This window comes from Pseudoalteromonas sp. NFXS39, assembly GCF_040148775.1.
Lineage (GTDB): Bacteria > Pseudomonadota > Gammaproteobacteria > Enterobacterales > Alteromonadaceae > Pseudoalteromonas > Pseudoalteromonas apostichopi.
In genome coordinates this window covers 548,478-564,856 of record NZ_JAGDEC010000001.1, presented here as the reverse complement: position 1 = coordinate 564,856, position 16,379 = coordinate 548,478, and the positions used below count along the sequence as shown (strand labels likewise).

Sequence of the window (16,379 nt, the reverse complement as noted above, 5' to 3'; positions counted from 1 at the left end):
TACATTGGGTTAGTCATCAACTGACAGACAACAATGATAACGACTATAAAGGCGATATATGCAAAAAGTAACACAATCATGTAAACGAAAATCAGCGTCGTTTACTTTGCTCGCAGTGTTCTGTGCTGCTATTTTCTCACAACCAAGCTTTGCTGGTAGTTGGCAACAAAATGTCAGCATTGGCGGTTTTAATAATGTTCATATTTACACTCCTGATACGCAATCAAGCATAGGCACTGGTCATTCTTTGATGCTGGTGCTACATGGCTGTGTACAGCCTATCAATAACTACTTAACGGCTAACCTTGAAGATGCAGCTGAAGCTCATGGCATGGTGATAGCAGTCCCTGATGCAATGAATAAAGCAGGTTATAGCTGCTGGTCATATTGGCAAGGGACAATCAATCGCAGCTCTGGCGATTATAAGAATTTGATTAATTTAGCCAATGCATTAAGTGGTGATTCAGCCCGTAATATTGACCCTAAACAAGTGTATATTGCAGGTTTATCATCTGGGGCGGCAATGGCTGCACAAACAGCTTGTGTAGCGCCTGATGTATTTGCAGGGGTTGCTCCAAGCGCTGGGCCAACCATCGGCACAAGTTCAAGTGGGGCGATTTCAACCTGTGAAACGGTTTCTGAAAACACCTTTGTATCTCGCTGTGAAAGCTATGCTGGCAGTTATAAAGATCACTTTGCCACACAAATAGCGGTGATTGGCCACGGTACTGCCGATACCACAGTAAATACCTGTTATAACCAGCAAAACGCAGATGGTTTTGCTGCCCTTTATGGGGTTAATCAACTTTCAGGTACGACGACAATAAGTGATGATGCAACACGCACTGCCGAGCAATCACTTTGGCAAGATAATCGGGTTGCTATGCTGTGGTTTAATAATTTGGATCACTCGTGGTCGGGTGGGCAAGGCGCGTCTGGCGATTATGTTGCTGCAAACAGTATTAATTTTGCTACTTATCTAGGTGAGTACTTTGCGGCTAATAATAAACGAGTTGATCGTAATGCAGGCCCTGAAATTAGTAATTTAAATGCCTCAGACAGTAATAACCAGCTCACCATTACAGGAAGCGCAATCGACCAAGAAGGCAGTGTAACCAATGTTGATATTAACGTGTATAGCCTAGCTGGTGGTGTGCCAAGCTTAATTGAGTCACTCAATGTGCAAGTCGATGCGAATAATACCTTTAGTGGGGTGACAAGTGCACTCAGCGATGGACTTTATGAAGTGCGTGTCAGTGCCACAGATAACGAAGCGAAACAAGGTGATGAAGTTAATCTTACGGTACGCGTTGGGCCAGAGCCTGCGGCTACAGCACCGGTACTTAGTGATATTGCTGCTAGTGTAAACGGGCAGTGCGCTACAGTAACGGGCACGGTGATTGATGATAATCAAAACTTAAGTACCGTAGTGGTCAGTTTTAGTAATGGTGATGTGACAGCTACAGTGAATGGGCTTGAGTATTTTGCTGAGCAATGCAATCTAGCAGGTGGCAATAATACGGCAGTGATCACCGCAAGCGATGATACTGCGCTTACATCAACAGATAGCATTAATTTTGTCATCGATGCTGGCGTGACAGGCGATTACAATCTTCATATCAACGAAGGCCATATTAGCTGGGGCGAGGGTTATTCTGCCTGTTATTTAGCGTTTGGTACCGCTGCTTTTACTATGCGTGAATATTCAGCGGGTACAAATCAATGTCAGTGGATAGCTGATGATGATTCAAGTTGTGCAGGGCCGTTACAGGCATGTAAAACCACCACAGAACCTAATAATGACGCAGACAACGACGGTGTGCTCGACGGTATAGATAATTGTCCAAATGTAGCGAATGCTGATCAAGCCGATAACGATAATGACGGTATCGGAAATGTGTGTGACAGTACACCTGATGGTGAAACAAGTGACTCCGACAGCGATGGTGTCAGTGATAGCCTAGATAACTGCCCGCTGGTGGCCAATAGTGAACAGTTAGATAGTGATGCAGATGGTGTGGGTGATGCGTGTGACTCAACACCGAATGGTGATTACCAATGCACTGAAACTACCTCAAGCAACTATGCGCATGTGCAAGCAAACCGCGCAACCACGAATGGCTCTTACGCCTTTGCGGTGGGCTCGGGCGATAACCTAGGTCTTTATAACACCTTTTATACCAGTACTTTAGCGCAAACTAGTGCGGGGTATTACGAGTTAGGTAATTGCCCTAATTAATAAATGTGTGTCGCCCATACGGGCGACACTTCTTCTAATCAGCGTTTAGAACTTATAAGTCAGAGTTAGGCTACCGTTTGTTGGCGCGCCATAATAACCCACGGTTTGTAAGCTATTGATGTACTGCTCATCAGTAATATTATTAACGTTAGCTTGTACTGCAACTTGGTCATTAATATTCCAACGCGCGAAGGCGTTTAGCAGAGCGTAACTACCTTGCTTAACATTGTAATCAGTGCTTTCAATTTTAGATTGCCAACGACCATTTAAGCCAACAACTACTGCGTCTGTTAATGCATAATCTACTGTTACACCGACAACATCGCGAGGCGCCCATTTGTTGGTGTCATCACCATTTTCATCAGTTACATCAATATGCGTGTAAGATGCGACGATATTCATAGCGTCGGTGATTTTACCTGTGACTTCAAATTCATAGCCTTTTGACTCAATAGACACGCCTTCATAGTAGTAGATACCATCTTCAGTCAGGCCTGCGTATTGTGCAAAGTTATCTTGTTCAGCAGTAAAGTAGGCAAACGTTGTCATCAGGGCATCATCAAGCCAAGAAGCCTTAACCCCCGTTTCAAAGTTAGTGCCTTTAGTTGGTGCTAAGTATTGGCCATTGAAATCAGTTTGCTCTTGTGGCTGATAAATATCTGAGTAACTTGCATATAGGTTTAAATCGTCGTTTAACTTATAGGTAAAACCGACATATGGGCTAGTCTCGCTCTCGTCATTATCAATCGATGCACCTGCATTCATGCCTGAGCGCTCAAATTCAATAGTGTTAAAACCAACTACGGTGAATAGTTTATCAGTAATATTTAACTGAGCAGAGCCGAAGTAACGGGTTAGCTTTTGTTCAATATCTGAATACAGAACTGGCGTTAACCAATCAGGCTCTGGGATCGCATCTAAATCGTATGGGAACGCAGGAGTTGCTCCATAAGCCGGTGTATTTGCAAAATCAAACGGGTGTTGATACATCACATCATCACTTTTTGCATGGCTTATCCCAAAACTTGCTTGATGCTCTTTACCAAACATTTCAAAGGCACCAAATGCTTTAATTTCAAATAAATCAGCATCTACTTCGCTGTCGTAACGACCAGGAGAACCTACTAAGCCAAGGTTAGTATCTTTATCAATAGTGCCATAGGCATAAAAAAGTTTGTCTTGCTCTTCAAAACCACGGAAGTTGTAGCTTGCTTGAAGCTGCCATGCGTCTGCAAAAACATAGTTGTATTCAACAAATGCAGAGGTGTTAATGGTGTCCCACATTGTCCAGTCTTGGGTGGTTGTGTCGCTGACATCCCATTTAGCTTGCGAACCATCTGTGTAGTTATAAACTAGACCGCCCCAGGTGTTGCCATCGGTATCTGCGTCTTGATATGAGTAACCTAAAGTAACAGTTGAGTTATCTGTAAGCTGACCATCTACCACCGCAGAGAAAAATTCGCGGTTGTTCTCAAGGCCATCAAGGTATGACTTTTTATCTTCTGCGGCAGCTACAAAGCGAGCAGCCCAACTACCAGACTCTGTCAGCAATAATGAGTAATCAGCCTGTAAACGTTTAAAATCCCATGAGCCAATAGAGACACCGAATTCGCCGCCGTTTTCGTTTTTAGGGCGCTTACGCACATAGTTTAAAGTACCCGATGCATTACCTACACCGGTAAGTAAGCCATTGGCACCACGAATAACTTCAATTTTTTCATAGCCGTATGCTTCCATTGCGCCGGTAACGATACCCCAGTCATTCGGTAAGCCAACGCCATCGATTTGTGTATTTTTAATTTCGAAACCACGTGATGTATAGTTAGTACGGTTGGTTTCCCATTCTTCAACATTGATACCTGGCGCTAAGCGTAAAGCATCATTGATATTAAATGCGGAATAATTTTTTAATTGCTCAGCAGAGATCACACTGATTGATTGCGGAGTTTCATCAATTTCTAGTGCTAAACCTGTAGCGCCTTCACTAATACGGTTTTGTCGTATACCCACAATTTCGATTTTTTCGAGATTAGCCCCTACGTCAGCCGTTTGTTCTGCAAAACTGATTTGAGGATTCAAGGCACAAAGAATAGCGGTTGCAATAGGCAACTGAGTGAATTTCATTTTATCTCCGCGTGTTATTTAGCAAATTTTTATAGGGTTATTGTTTTTAATAAGGAAACAATCGCGGGTAAGTTATCATAAGTGATAATGATTATCATCATTGTTTAAGAAAAAGGTGATATATTAATACAAATAAATGTAACAAATTATGTCAAAGAGTTTTGTGTATATGAAAAGGCAAGTTTACTAATTGGGTATGAAAAAAGCGCCCTGAGGCGCCTTGATAAATTTATTTATTATTCGACATTGAGCTGCCAACCGAGGCGGTAATCACTAATAAAATAGCTAGCCATTGCCACATGCTTAAAAACTCACCTAGGATCATAAAGCCAGCCAATGCAGCAATGGCTGGCTCTAAACTCATCATGATGCTGAAACCTTGCGCTGGCATATTGCGAAGCGCAACCATTTCTAGTGTGTATGGTAGTGCACTAGACATGATGGCTACTAAAAGACCCAGTGGTAACACTTCCCAACTCAATAGTGCAGCCCCTTGTGAAACGCCGCCATAAGGCACAAGTACAATCGCGGCAACGCTCATACCCATGGCAACGGTCATCCCGCCTGAGCCTTGGTTTCCGGTCTTTTTGCCAAACAATATATAAAACGCCCAACACGCTCCTGCCGCAAGGGCTAAAATAACACCTATAGGGTCGAGGCTGTCTTCGCCTTTCATATCGGGTAGCAATAAAATAATGCCAGCAATGGCGCAGGCTACCCAAAATAGGTCGCGTTTTTTACGTGACGAAAGTAGAGCAACCGCAAGGGGACCTGTAAACTCTAGCGCAACACCTATCCCTAAAGGAATACGTTCAATGGCATAATAGAACAGAATGTTCATGCCACCTAAACTTAAGCCATAAACGATAATCGGCATGCGCTGCCCGATAGGCGGAAATGCTCGCCAAGGCTTAAAAACAAGGCACAAAATAGCTGCTGAAAAACCTAAGCGCAGTGCGGTTGTGCCTTCAGGGCCAATTAAAGGAAATAATTGCTTTGCAACAGAGGCTCCAGATTGAATGGTAACCATTGCAAGAAGCACGCAAATAACAGCAATAAAAAACGGTGGAATGGTGCGCAGCATCACTGTCCTTATGAAAGTTAATAGCTCAAGTTTGCGGCGATTCTACTGATGTTTTATTGGAGAAGAAATGTTTTTCGTTAAACGGACACAGATTTTCGATAAAGCAAAATATGGGTATCAAATTGCTTTGATATCTAGAGAAGCTAGCCTTGCTTATTTTAAGGTGAAAATGATGGTTTGTTTAGGCTGATTTTTGCTGATGACGTTTAGTCATAAACTCATTACAGCGTTTATAGAAGGCTTAAGATAACGAGCAAGGGTCGGTAAGCGTCTATATCAACGATGCCTTGGATGAAAAACTTATACCTCACAAGAGCCTGTCAGTGGTCGTCACCCACAAGGCTATATGGCCGTTGTTAATCCACGAACAATCGGTGCATCTGTTACTTTCCGATTTTAAGCTAATCGCTAATCGCTGGTATACTCAGCGACTAGCTTAATTTAAAGCGATTAATTTGCCCGTTTAAGTTATTTGCCAAGTTAGCCAATTTACTTGATGAATCTGAAATACTTTGCGTTTGTTGCTGTGACTTACGGCTTGTGTCTTGAACTTCGTTTAAGCGCCGGGCGATTTCTTCTGTCACTTGAGATTGCTGCTCAGATGCAGAAGCTATGGTCATATTGGCATCAGAAATAGCTTTTGCTTGAACGCTAATTTCATCGAGCATATGGCCAACTTTTTCTGAATTTACCACAGCCTCTTTTATTTGCGCATCACTTGAGCGGATCCTTTGTGTCACGGCATTGGTCGCCGATTGTAATGAGTCAATTTTCTCTTGGATCTCAAGGGTTGAGCTTTGTGTACGACTAGCCAAGGTCCTTACTTCATCTGCGACAACCGCAAATCCTCGGCCTTGTTCACCAGCTCGTGCTGCTTCGATTGCTGCATTGAGTGCCAGTAAATTAGTTTGTTCAGCAATGTTACTTATAACACTTAAAATAACAGTTACTTCATTTACTGAGGCTTCCAGTTGATTAAGGTCCGTTAGTGATTTGGTTAAGGTGTCGGCCACTGATTCAACAGAACTAACACCTTGTTGCACTACCTGTAGACCATCTTGAGTTTTTTGATTTGCAGATGTCGCACTGCTTGCCGCTTCTGCACAGTTTTGTGATACTTCCTTAACGGCCGTTGAGTTTTCGTATACTGAGCTTGAAATAACCTCAATTGCTTGGCTTTGAATATCATTCAACGTTTTAGCTTGCTGCGAAATTTCATCTAAGCTTCTCGCTGCCACTTGAGCTTGCTCTGATTGATCGTGTATTTCTCTAAGTAGTTGTGAGAGCTTATCGACCATAATGTTAAAGCTACTAGCAAGCTGACCTATTTCGTCATCGGCTTTGTGGTCTATATAACAAGATAAATCCCCCTCAGAGATACGCTTCGCTTCATCGATCAAGGCATGGGTGGCTTTAATCACTTTTTTTTCTAATTGCCAATAACACAATATTAAGGTGGCAATAATAATGAGCACTAAAGCTGTACTTATTAAACTTAGGGTGACGACACTGTCATGATTGCTTTTTACATCCGCTGCACTTTTTTTCTTGATTGAGCTTAAAAAGGCTTGAACAGGCTGCTGAATTTTCTCAACTTCGGCCATGTATGCATCGTTGGTTAAAAGCTCGATAGCATGCACCCATTTTTTGTGCTCGGCTGGACTCAAATTATTAGTATCTTGACCAATCAAATTACTGACTAAACTAAATGCATTTTCTTCTGTTTCAATCAGTTTAAGTGATAAATCGTTTGATTTTTGTAAAAGGGCTAAGTCGTCAGCGGCAACATTATAAGCTTTTAAGCGCTGTTCATAACTTTTCTTTTTACCATTAAGCCAAGTTGTTTTTCCTTGAATTTGATCAACAAGCTTATAGTATTCGTCTTTATAGCGGTTATCTAAAGTCACAACATGTTGACGGGCAAGTTCAGTAAGGTGAATCGAATTTGAAGATGAAAGCTGTGCAAGATGGCTTAGTTCATAGCGCTGCTGGGCAGAGTATAAACTTTTATCTTGGCCTGCTTGCAACAATAAAATTATGACGAGTAGTCCTGCAGCAAGGGTAATGGTTGCTGCGAAAACGGCTCTTAATAAAAATCTTATAGACAAGGCTAAGTCTCACAAATTAAATAATGCATAATTTAAACATAGTGCAATAACCTACAACCGCAAAAATATTGTTACAAATGAACATTCATTAAGAAGGTTAATTCAAGGAAAGTTGAAAACTTTTAGTTACTAATAAAATGGTATGAGTTTTGCTTCGTCTAGTCTTTTTGCCAAGGAAGACAAAATGTTGACGATCAATTCGCCACGACTACGCACGCCAAGTTCACTGCAAAACACGCAATCTATTACCTCAACCTATGAGAAATTAGCTTCGGGGAAACGTATAAACTCTGCAAAAGACGACGCTGCTGGCCTACAGATAAGTCATCGATTAACAACACAATTAGCAGTGAAGCAACAAACACTTCGAAATTTACAAGATGGTATTAGCTATGGACAAGTTGCTGATGCTGGTTTATCAGAACTCACAGATACGCTTCAACGCATGCGAACTTTAGCTCTTCAAGCAGCAAATGGCTCAAATACAGATATAGATAGGGAAGCGTTAAATGAAGAGTTTTCACAATTACGAGATCATATAAACAGCGTTGTAGTAAATACAGAAATTTTTGGTAAAAAACCATTAATGTCTAAGCCTGAACTAGAGACGAATTTAGATAATGTTCCGGTATTAGATGAAGTGTTTTCTAATAATGTTCAGCAAGGGATGAACTCAGGAGATATTTCTTTAGGCCTAATACCTGCGGGTTCAACGAACGTCAGGATTCAAATAAATGATAATGGTGCGAATGATGATTTAAATCTATTTACCCAAACTGGCGAGCATTTAGTTGGGCAAGATTTATCGTCTGTGCAATCTAGAATTGAGGCAAATTTGTTTACTCCAGCAAATGGTTACCAAGGCACAGAAACATATAGCAATGGCAATTTATTTACGGGGGGAGGTTTTAATTTCCCAGCTGTAAATAGTCAAACTATTAATGGAATGAACTTTACCTACTCGGGGAATGGTAACCCAAGCTCAGGTAGTTCAAATGAAGAAATATTCATTGATAATGTAACCGAGCCGCTGCTTCTTACAGTGATTGGCTCGGGTATGTTTCGAATTACTGCCAGTTGGGACTCTCTAGGGAGTTTAAATTCATCATCTGCTGAATCAAGTGATGGTCCGATGATGGTAACATCAACAGACCAAGCAATTGGCGAAGATGGTTATATTATATTTGAAGATATTGATGCCAGTGCTGGTTCTTTAACAATTGAGGGCATTACTATAGGCCGCGAAGACTTGGCTCAAAATGCAATTGCTAGAATTGACACTGCATTGTCGCGTATCGGTGTGTTCAGAGCTGAAGTCGGGGCAAAAATGAATGCAATTGAGTCGACTATACGCAATGAATCTAATCAGTCGTCGATGCTAAGTTCAGCAAACCAGCGAATTGAAGATACCGATTTTGCCAAAGTAATGGCAGAAAAAGTATCACTAGATATTGTTCAACAAGCGGGTGTTAGTGTTGCTATGCAAGCGAGGAATATTACTAAGGATGGAATTTTGAGTTTGCTAGGGCAACTAGAATAGCTGCCCTAGGTCATTATTAGCTTTTGTCTGCGGGGTATACAACGCCAAGTTGACTTCGTGCTTCATCAAGCACTGCCATAACTTGTTTTGACAGTGCATGGGTATTAACTGAAGACTCAATTTGTCCGGCATTCGCCGCTTGAATGAAATGGCTTACTTCATGACGCATAAAGTGTTCATCAAACTCCTCAGAGAGCTCTTCGACAGTACCATCGTTGCCGATAAACTGCATGCGTTTTAATAGTGATACTGCTTCGATACGAATACGGCCTTTTTCACCTTGAATTTCAGTAAAATTATCGCCTTGCGAGATTTTAGAGTAGCTGATCAGCGCCTGCTTATCGGCATAATTTAATAATACGTCGCCAGCCCCATCAACACCGGTTTCAAGTAATACGCCACTGGCTTTTACTGTTTGTGGGGCACCCCAAATTGCAAGTAAGATATATAGCGGATAAATGCCTAAATCTACTAATGCGCCGTTAGCAAACTCTGGCAAGAAAGTATTTGGGCGCTCACCATTTTTATACTTATCGTAACGTGATGAGTACTGACTATATTGACCAATATATTTTCGTGGTGTACCAATTTTTGTGATGGCATTTTTTAAACGTGTAAAGTTTGGTAAATGGGTGGTCATCATCGCTTCCATGTATAAACGTTGATGCGTTTTTGCTGCTTGAATAATTGCCTCAAGTTCTGTGCTATTAGCAGCCGAAGGCTTTTCACCTAAAACGTGTTTACCGGCTTTTAAACACATTACAGCGTAGTCTTTGTGGAAGCTATTTGGTGCAGCAATGTAGACGGCATCGACTAATGGGTCTTGGCACACTTGCTCAATGTTGGTAAATACTTTTGCGTTTGCAATGTCGTGCTTTGCAAGGAAAGACTCACCTGTTTGCTGCTCTCGAGAGCAAACGCCATATAAGGAGAATTGTTCAATTTGTTTGGCTGCACTCAGTAGCGTGTCGCTTATAAAATTGGTACCTACAATCACAAATTTCATATTTACTCCTGGTTGTTTTGTGCAAGCCATGCTTGCCAATCCTGTTCAAATTTTTCCATTTGTTTATGTTTCTTGCTTAACAAATGTTTGTCTTCATCTTCTTGTGCCATATAAGGGCCAACGCGGCATAAAGCACAGTGTTTATCACCTAAATAAGCGGGTAAAGTCAGCTTAGAGGTAATGTCATGGTCAGTTTTTTCGCTAAATACATAGGTAATGCCGCTGGTGTCTTTAACGTGTTTATCGCGATCAACATTGCGAATTTTATAGCCCGGAAACACGCTAATATCGAATGGCATTTGGCCAAGATACTGGCAATTAAGTCCTTGATTTAACGTGCCTTCAATATTCCATTCGCGATACGGTTTTACATCTTTAGAGGTGATGTAACACAGCATTGGGCCATTTTTATCTAATGCGAATTGGCTTGCGTAGTCTAAGTAGCGATGCAACAAAGCGCGGTTTAAAACATTCATACCACCTTGTTGGGTATTTGCTTTGAATGCTGCTTCACCTTTAAACGCAGGTATAAGTGGAAATTGAAAAATAACCAGATCGAAACGTGCCTCGCCTAAGCGCAGCCATGAATCGGGCTGTGTAACATCAAACTCAGTGAGTGTTGCTACATTTAGTTGTTGCAAAGCGCTTAGTGCATTGTCGGCATATTTTTGCTCTATAGTGTTTGCATCATCATAGGTCGAAGCAACAAGCTTAGCGGGGTTTATATGACGAGCAATGGAATGCGAAAATGACAAATCACCATCCCCTACCGTCAAAATGCGCCAACTAGGGTCTAAAAACATGTTGTTATTTGCCTTGTTTTTGCGCTTTTTCAACTGCGATTTCAGGACAAAGCGCTAAGCGAGTTTTAAGTCCTTCAATCGCTATTTGCTTAAATATTAAGTTAAAACTTATTAAAACGGCAATAACGATATGAATAGGACCGTGCGTAAAGCCTGCATCTGTGTCAAAGAGCATTAACCCGAATAATAAGAACATAGTAGCTAAAAATATTTCAATCAACTGATTGGAATATAACTTTAGAGTACCTTGGTTTTTGTGATCTTTTTTGATGTGGATAGCACAAAAAAAAGGAATCACTTTAATTTTAAAGTGAGCGCCTTTTTCAACGTAATTTTCGCCGAGGAGGTCTAGTTTGGCGCGCAATTGATCTATCATAGCAAGTCCTTAAGAAACTGAGCCGCGGATGTTACCGCAAACAGGGCTAAAGGGCTACTCAGGATAGATACTCATACCAATCACAAAAATGTGGCATACAAATACAACTGAGGTTAAAACAAATCGCATTTTTTGATAATCAACGTGATAGGTTTGCCACTGCGGCGAGCTTTTCTCGAATAATAATACAAGCCAAAAGCTTGCCGCTAGCCAAGCGAGAGTCCAGGTTGTTGGTAAAAAACTTAAAAAGCCAATAGGTAAGATAGGAATGATCGCTTTAAGGGCATCAGCATGCGTTTGCTGGCCTGCATGCCATAAGTTACCAGCCATAAAGGCTAAAATAGCGATGCTATAAAAAGTGAAAAAGTCTAAGTTGACAGCATTACTGCCTGCGATGAGTGGCCAGCCAACGCAGCCTAAAAACGGCAGTAAACCTAAGTAACCGAGTTGAATGTGATTAATAAACTTTTCCATAATGACCTTAAAACCGCTTAAATTAAAAAGCATACCTAACGGTATGCTTTTATCTTTTAACTATTTTATACCAGTTAGGCGGCTAAAACGATCGCTTTATTGTTGGCGTAACTCTCGACGTAGAATTTTGCCAACCGTCGATTTAGGTAATTGTTCCATAAAAATGATTGATTTAGGCACTTTATAAGCACTTAAGTTTTCGCGGCAATAGTCACTCACTTGTTGCTCATCAATATGCTCTTTTAAGGTAATGTAGGCACAGACACGCTCACCGGTTTTTTCATCTTTTGCGCCAATAACGGCGGCTTCGCAGATAGCAGGGTGCTGACAAAGCACATTTTCAACTTCGTTAGGGTACACGTTAAAGCCAGAGACAATAATCATGTCTTTTAAACGGTCTACAATTTTGTAATTACCACTTGGGAGTTTTAGACCCACATCACCGGTTTTGAAAAAGCCCCGTTTCATGCATTTATCGGTTTCATCTTGACGCTGCTAATAACCCATCATCACCTGCGGGCCTTTAACAACTATCTCGCCAGACTCACCGTCAGCAACAGGCTCGTCGTTTTCATCCCAAATTTCCACAGTGGTGTTTGAGAGTGGGCGGCCAATGCTACCAATTTCTTCTTTTTTAAAGTCGTTTAACGTTGCAACAGGCGAAGTTTCTGATAAGCCATAGCCTTCTGTGATTGTACAACCTGTGGTGCTCATCCACGCATCAGCTGCAGCATGTGTTAAAGCTGCGCCGCCAGAGACAGTCATTTTTAAGTTTGAAAAGTTCAGAGCCTTAATCCCCGGGTGCATGCACAAGCCAATAAAAAGGGTGTTAATACCTGAAAAGTAATTAATTTCAAACGGTTCTATTTGCTTCACTAAAGCATCGAGGTCACGAGGGTTTGGAATAAGTACATTAAATTGCCCCATGGCAAATAGGCCAACCATATTCACCGTAAAGGCGTAAATATGATAAAGCGGAAGTGGGCAAATACCGGTTTCTTGACCTGGCTTTAAAATATCGTCAAAGCGCTCATTCATTTGCTCGGCATTGGCTAAGATGTTGCCATGACTTAGCATTGCGGCCTTGGCAACTCCAGTTGTCCCGCCAGTGTATTGTAAAACAGCAATATCGTCACGACTTGCCTGATGTGCGCTAAGTGGTGTGAGCCTTTCACCTTGGCGAATGAGTTCATTTAATGAAAATTGACCCTCTTGCAATGTCGGCTCAGCAACCGCGGCTGCAACAATAACGGTTTTGATCGACGTATCATTGATAATCGTTGCTAATTTATCGGTAAGGGCGTCAAGAATAACAATGGCTTTAACATCTGCATCATTAAACTGATGCAGCATTTCACGAGCAGTGTAAAGCGGGTTGGTATTTACAACGATTAATCCGGCTCGAAATGCTGCATAGGTAACGATAGGGTAGTCAACAATATTAGGCAGTTGAATAGCGATTCGATCCCCCGCAACAAGACCGCTTTGATGCTGAAACCACTGTGCTAAATAGCGAGATTGTTGTTCTACTTGAGAAAAAGTGAGCGTTTTACCTGCACTGTTATAGGCAGGAAGAGCGGCATACGTCTGACATGTATGCTCAATTAATTGCGTGAGGTTATCATGTGTGTCCATGGTTGTTCCTTAGCGTGTTGTTCTTATTAGTTGTTGTTTGATGAGGCGATCAATCACAGAACTCATTATCCAATTCGGTAAATAACGGCTCATGATATAGGTTAGTTTAGATTGTAAGCCTAAGATCACCATTAATTTTTGCTTATCTAAGCCTTGTAAAACTTGCTTAGAGGTTACGGTTGAGTTTTTAAGTAAAGTGTCAATTTTATAAGTACAAATTAAGCTGACTTTAATATTGCTTGGTTTTAACTTTTGACGTAGCTCCTTTGTAAGAAGTAAGAAGCTGGGGTCTGGTGAAAGTTTGTTTGCATTGGTGGTGGGAGTCGTTAAAGCTAGGTGACTATTCATATCAAGGTAAGGGCTTATTGCATTAGCAAAATTGTGACTGGCTAAACCAAGTTTGTGACAAGGTTGCTCACTGTTCTCAAAACAAAATTGTGAGCACTCTATTGCTAATTCGGGTTTGCCTATCGCTGAAATAGCATTGTTTACCTGGATTTGTAACGCTTCAAAATCGGCAATGTTGCTCGCAAAAAATTCAACGTACTGATCTGTATTTTTAAGCTCAATTAAGGCATGTCTGGTTTTATCGCTAAACTGAAAACCGAAGAGAGCTACATCGTCACCTCGGCGAATATAATGCTTTGCTAACTCGAACCCAACGCCACTGTTGGCACCTGTAATAAACACTCTTCTTAACATGCATGACCAATAATTAGCGAAACTAGCTAGTCAATATATATAAGTTGTTAACAGAAAACTTAGCTTTAAACGACTTGTTTTTAACTTTTTACGCCATTAACAGGAGTGAGACTTACGATAATTTTTTGGTGGAATACCATACCAACGCTTGAAAGCTCGAGTAAATTCGCTGTAATTAGAAAAGCTTAATATATCTGAGATGTTTGATAAGCTGAGGCTAGATTCAGTTAAATACTGATGTGCTAAATTACAACGCACGTCATCGACTAATTCACGAAAGGTTGTGTCATGCTTTGTTAAGTGCCGCTGCAAGCTACGTGCACTCATTGATAGCTTTTCGGCGATCAGATTTACACCAAACTCTTCATGAAGTAGATATTGTTTGATCAGAACTTCAACGTGATCAGAGATGTTTTCTCGTTTCGTGTCTTGAAGGTGTCCGAGCTGTTGGCTAAGTATAGAAAATAACTGTTTATCTGAATTTTTAATAGTGAGCTTGAGATATTTTTTATCAAATACAACTGCGGTGTGTGCGCAGTTGAATGTTGGAATTTGCCCAAGGGCTTGACGATAAACACTAGGATTTTCATCGCAACTGTGGGGAAGCTCCAAACGATGCAGTTTTATTTGATCATCGGTTAATTGCTTTAACAAATTGACCCCAACACTTAAAGCTAAGTCGGCACCATGGTAAACACTCAATTTTAAGCTACTGCGCACTAAAAACGACAGTTTTACATAGTCTTGGTCTACTTCAAGGAGTAAGTCAGCGCTATTTTGATGCACATGATAGTACTTAGTTAAATTTTTTAACGCCATTTCAAGGGTGTCGCAATTCCCCATCAAATAACCCACTGACCCCAAAATGTTCAAGCTTTGCCAACGGCCTAACTCTAACCCGAAATAGGGCAGGTTTAATTCTTTCGCTGTGATTTCTAACAACTGGATGAGTTGCTGATACTGCACAAAGTTATTGGCATCTTGTAATTGCTTTCTGTCTAAACCAACGCGCGATAGTAGTGCGTCAGGGTTCACCAATTTACTTTCAATCAGTTCAATATAGCCGTGTAGAGCAGATACTCTAATTAGATCAGGTGCTTGTGTTAATCGGGGCATAGTGTGCTCTTTTTGAATGTGCTGGCGTAAAAAGTAAAAACAATTGCGCGAAAAGTAAAGTAATAGAGGTCATTAAAGTTTAACAATGTATTAACTGATTGGTCTGAGAACGGTGAATAGGGCCGCAATATACTTAAGAGGAACACACAATGCATTACTCAAAAGTTTTTATAAGTGGCGGCAATGGTTTCATTGGTCGAACACTTGCGCGCTACTTTAAAGCGCATGGAATCGATGTATGTGGGGTTGATTTAATTCCCTGTGAAGAGCTCAATATTATTGCAGGTAATTTAAATGAGCCAGCTAGCTGGCGCTCATTAATGAATGACTGCGATTTAGTTATTCATACAGCGGCAATTGTTTCAAACGCGTTTAGTTACAAGCAAACCTGGCAGGCGAATGTCGGTTGGACGAAAAATTTGCTTGATGCAGCTGTGGCAGCAAACACCGTAAAACGTTTTATTCATATTTCGTCGACCGCAGTCTATGGCAGTGATTTGCAAACTGACATTAAAGAAGATGCACCTTTGTTTCCTGATGGTCGAGCCTATAACGACTCGAAAATGATGAGCGAGCATTTATCGCTAAGCTATCACGCCAGTAAAAAACTCAATGTCACGATTATTCGTCCTGGCGATGTATACGGACCAGGATCACGACCTTGGATAGCCTACCCTTTACAAGAAATCGCAAAGGGGACATTTATGGTGCCCGAGGGTATGTTTGGACCTATTTATATTGATGATCTAGTCAAAGGCATTTACTTAAGCGCCATGAGCGATGATGCAAGCGGTGAGATTTTTAATCTATCAGGACCTGAGCAAGTGACTAATCAAACTTATTTTAATTACTTGGCTCAGGCGCAAAAGAAAAAGCAGGTCAAGGTTGTGAACTATGCCTTAGCAATAAAGTTAACAGGGTTTATCGAGTGGTGTTATCACTTGGTCGGTAAAACTACCGATATCAACCCATCAACAATGCGTATGCTAAGCCGTAAAAGTGCGGCATATAGTAATGAAAAAGCACATCGTATTTTGGGTTATAAGCCTGAATTTACCTTACAGCAAGGTATGCAACATGCATTGCAGTGGGCGTATGAGCAAGGGCTTTGCAAAGAAGAACTGCGGATAAATACCGCTCCAGCAAATTAAAGAAATATTAATAGCAAGTGA

General features: G+C 41.1%; 12 protein-coding genes and 1 pseudogene. 3 read left to right on the top strand and 10 right to left on the bottom strand.

Annotated features, from left to right (window positions below; translation table 11 throughout):
- Positions 1-58 precede the first annotated feature (58 nt).
- The gene (locus J3455_RS02430; RefSeq protein ID WP_349560949.1) at positions 59-2,239 is read left to right on the top strand and encodes an extracellular catalytic domain type 1 short-chain-length polyhydroxyalkanoate depolymerase; all 2,181 of its coding nucleotides are present in this window, start codon (positions 59-61) and stop codon (positions 2,237-2,239) included.
- Between the two features lie 45 nt (positions 2,240-2,284).
- Here the strand turns inward: J3455_RS02430 and J3455_RS02425 are convergent, their stop codons facing one another.
- The 3 genes from J3455_RS02425 to J3455_RS02415 all read right to left on the bottom strand — a co-directional run bounded on the left by J3455_RS02425 (position 2,285) and on the right by J3455_RS02415 (position 7,555).
- A complete protein-coding gene (locus tag J3455_RS02425) occupies positions 2,285-4,363 on the bottom strand; it encodes a TonB-dependent siderophore receptor (RefSeq protein WP_349560948.1) in 2,079 nt (692 codons plus the stop codon).
- A 229-nt stretch (positions 4,364-4,592) separates the two neighbouring features.
- Complete coding sequence (locus tag J3455_RS02420) at positions 4,593-5,447, bottom strand: EamA family transporter (protein WP_130052773.1); 855 nt, start codon at positions 5,445-5,447, stop codon at positions 4,593-4,595.
- 431 nt (positions 5,448-5,878) lie between these two features.
- Complete coding sequence (locus tag J3455_RS02415) at positions 5,879-7,555, bottom strand: methyl-accepting chemotaxis protein (protein ID WP_286260679.1); 1,677 nt, start codon at positions 7,553-7,555, stop codon at positions 5,879-5,881.
- A gap of 184 nt (positions 7,556-7,739) precedes the next feature.
- Between J3455_RS02415 and J3455_RS02410 the strand changes: the two genes are divergently transcribed.
- The gene (locus tag J3455_RS02410; RefSeq protein WP_349560947.1) at positions 7,740-9,095 is read left to right on the top strand and encodes a flagellin N-terminal helical domain-containing protein; all 1,356 of its coding nucleotides are present in this window, start codon (positions 7,740-7,742) and stop codon (positions 9,093-9,095) included.
- 16 nt (positions 9,096-9,111) lie between these two features.
- Here J3455_RS02410 and J3455_RS02405 read toward each other — a convergent pair whose 3' ends face one another.
- The 7 genes and pseudogenes from J3455_RS02405 to J3455_RS02370 all read right to left on the bottom strand — a co-directional run bounded on the left by J3455_RS02405 (position 9,112) and on the right by J3455_RS02370 (position 15,207).
- Positions 9,112-10,101 carry a Gfo/Idh/MocA family protein gene (locus J3455_RS02405; protein ID WP_349560946.1) on the bottom strand — a complete coding sequence of 330 codons (990 nt, stop codon included), beginning with the start codon at positions 10,099-10,101 and terminating at the stop codon, positions 9,112-9,114.
- Positions 10,102-10,103: 2 nt separating this feature from the next.
- Positions 10,104-10,904 (bottom strand): class I SAM-dependent methyltransferase, encoded by an 801-nt coding sequence (locus J3455_RS02400; RefSeq protein ID WP_250662251.1) that lies wholly within the window; start codon positions 10,902-10,904, stop codon positions 10,104-10,106.
- Positions 10,905-10,908: 4 nt separating this feature from the next.
- Complete coding sequence (locus tag J3455_RS02395; protein WP_130052768.1) at positions 10,909-11,280, bottom strand: hypothetical protein; 372 nt, start codon at positions 11,278-11,280, stop codon at positions 10,909-10,911.
- Between the two features lie 54 nt (positions 11,281-11,334).
- Positions 11,335-11,754, bottom strand: coding sequence for a DUF3429 domain-containing protein (locus J3455_RS02390; protein ID WP_286260676.1), 420 nt, complete (start codon positions 11,752-11,754; stop codon positions 11,335-11,337).
- Between the two features lie 96 nt (positions 11,755-11,850).
- Positions 11,851-13,389 (bottom strand): annotated as a pseudogene (locus J3455_RS02380) (AMP-binding protein).
- Positions 13,390-13,398: 9 nt separating this feature from the next.
- Positions 13,399-14,091: an SDR family NAD(P)-dependent oxidoreductase gene (locus J3455_RS02375; RefSeq protein WP_130052765.1), complete on the bottom strand. Its 693-nt coding sequence runs from the start codon at positions 14,089-14,091 to the stop codon at positions 13,399-13,401.
- 96 nt (positions 14,092-14,187) lie between these two features.
- The gene (locus J3455_RS02370; protein ID WP_167657485.1) at positions 14,188-15,207 is read right to left on the bottom strand and encodes an AraC family transcriptional regulator; all 1,020 of its coding nucleotides are present in this window, start codon (positions 15,205-15,207) and stop codon (positions 14,188-14,190) included.
- A gap of 149 nt (positions 15,208-15,356) precedes the next feature.
- Here J3455_RS02370 and J3455_RS02365 point away from each other — a divergent pair, with 149 nt between their 5' ends.
- The gene (locus tag J3455_RS02365) at positions 15,357-16,358 is read left to right on the top strand and encodes an NAD-dependent epimerase/dehydratase family protein (protein WP_349560942.1); all 1,002 of its coding nucleotides are present in this window, start codon (positions 15,357-15,359) and stop codon (positions 16,356-16,358) included.
- The last annotated feature ends 21 nt before the right edge of the window (positions 16,359-16,379 follow it).

What these genes read in the sequence shown, in the direction of transcription:
- J3455_RS02430 (WP_349560949.1), top strand. Translation starts at nt 59, where the DNA reads ATGCAAAAAGTAACACAATCATGTAAACGAAAATCAGCGTCGTTTACT.
- J3455_RS02425 (WP_349560948.1), bottom strand. Translation starts at nt 4,363, where the DNA reads ATGAAATTCACTCAGTTGCCTATTGCAACCGCTATTCTTTGTGCCTTG.
- J3455_RS02420 (WP_130052773.1), bottom strand. Translation starts at nt 5,447, where the DNA reads ATGCTGCGCACCATTCCACCGTTTTTTATTGCTGTTATTTGCGTGCTT.
- J3455_RS02410 (WP_349560947.1), top strand. Translation starts at nt 7,740, where the DNA reads ATGTTGACGATCAATTCGCCACGACTACGCACGCCAAGTTCACTGCAA.
- J3455_RS02405 (WP_349560946.1), bottom strand. Translation starts at nt 10,101, where the DNA reads ATGAAATTTGTGATTGTAGGTACCAATTTTATAAGCGACACGCTACTG.
- J3455_RS02400 (WP_250662251.1), bottom strand. Translation starts at nt 10,904, where the DNA reads ATGTTTTTAGACCCTAGTTGGCGCATTTTGACGGTAGGGGATGGTGAT.
- J3455_RS02395 (WP_130052768.1), bottom strand. Translation starts at nt 11,280, where the DNA reads ATGATAGATCAATTGCGCGCCAAACTAGACCTCCTCGGCGAAAATTAC.
- J3455_RS02390 (WP_286260676.1), bottom strand. Translation starts at nt 11,754, where the DNA reads ATGGAAAAGTTTATTAATCACATTCAACTCGGTTACTTAGGTTTACTG.
- J3455_RS02375 (WP_130052765.1), bottom strand. Translation starts at nt 14,091, where the DNA reads ATGTTAAGAAGAGTGTTTATTACAGGTGCCAACAGTGGCGTTGGGTTC.
- J3455_RS02370 (WP_167657485.1), bottom strand. Translation starts at nt 15,207, where the DNA reads ATGCCCCGATTAACACAAGCACCTGATCTAATTAGAGTATCTGCTCTA.
- J3455_RS02365 (WP_349560942.1), top strand. Translation starts at nt 15,357, where the DNA reads ATGCATTACTCAAAAGTTTTTATAAGTGGCGGCAATGGTTTCATTGGT.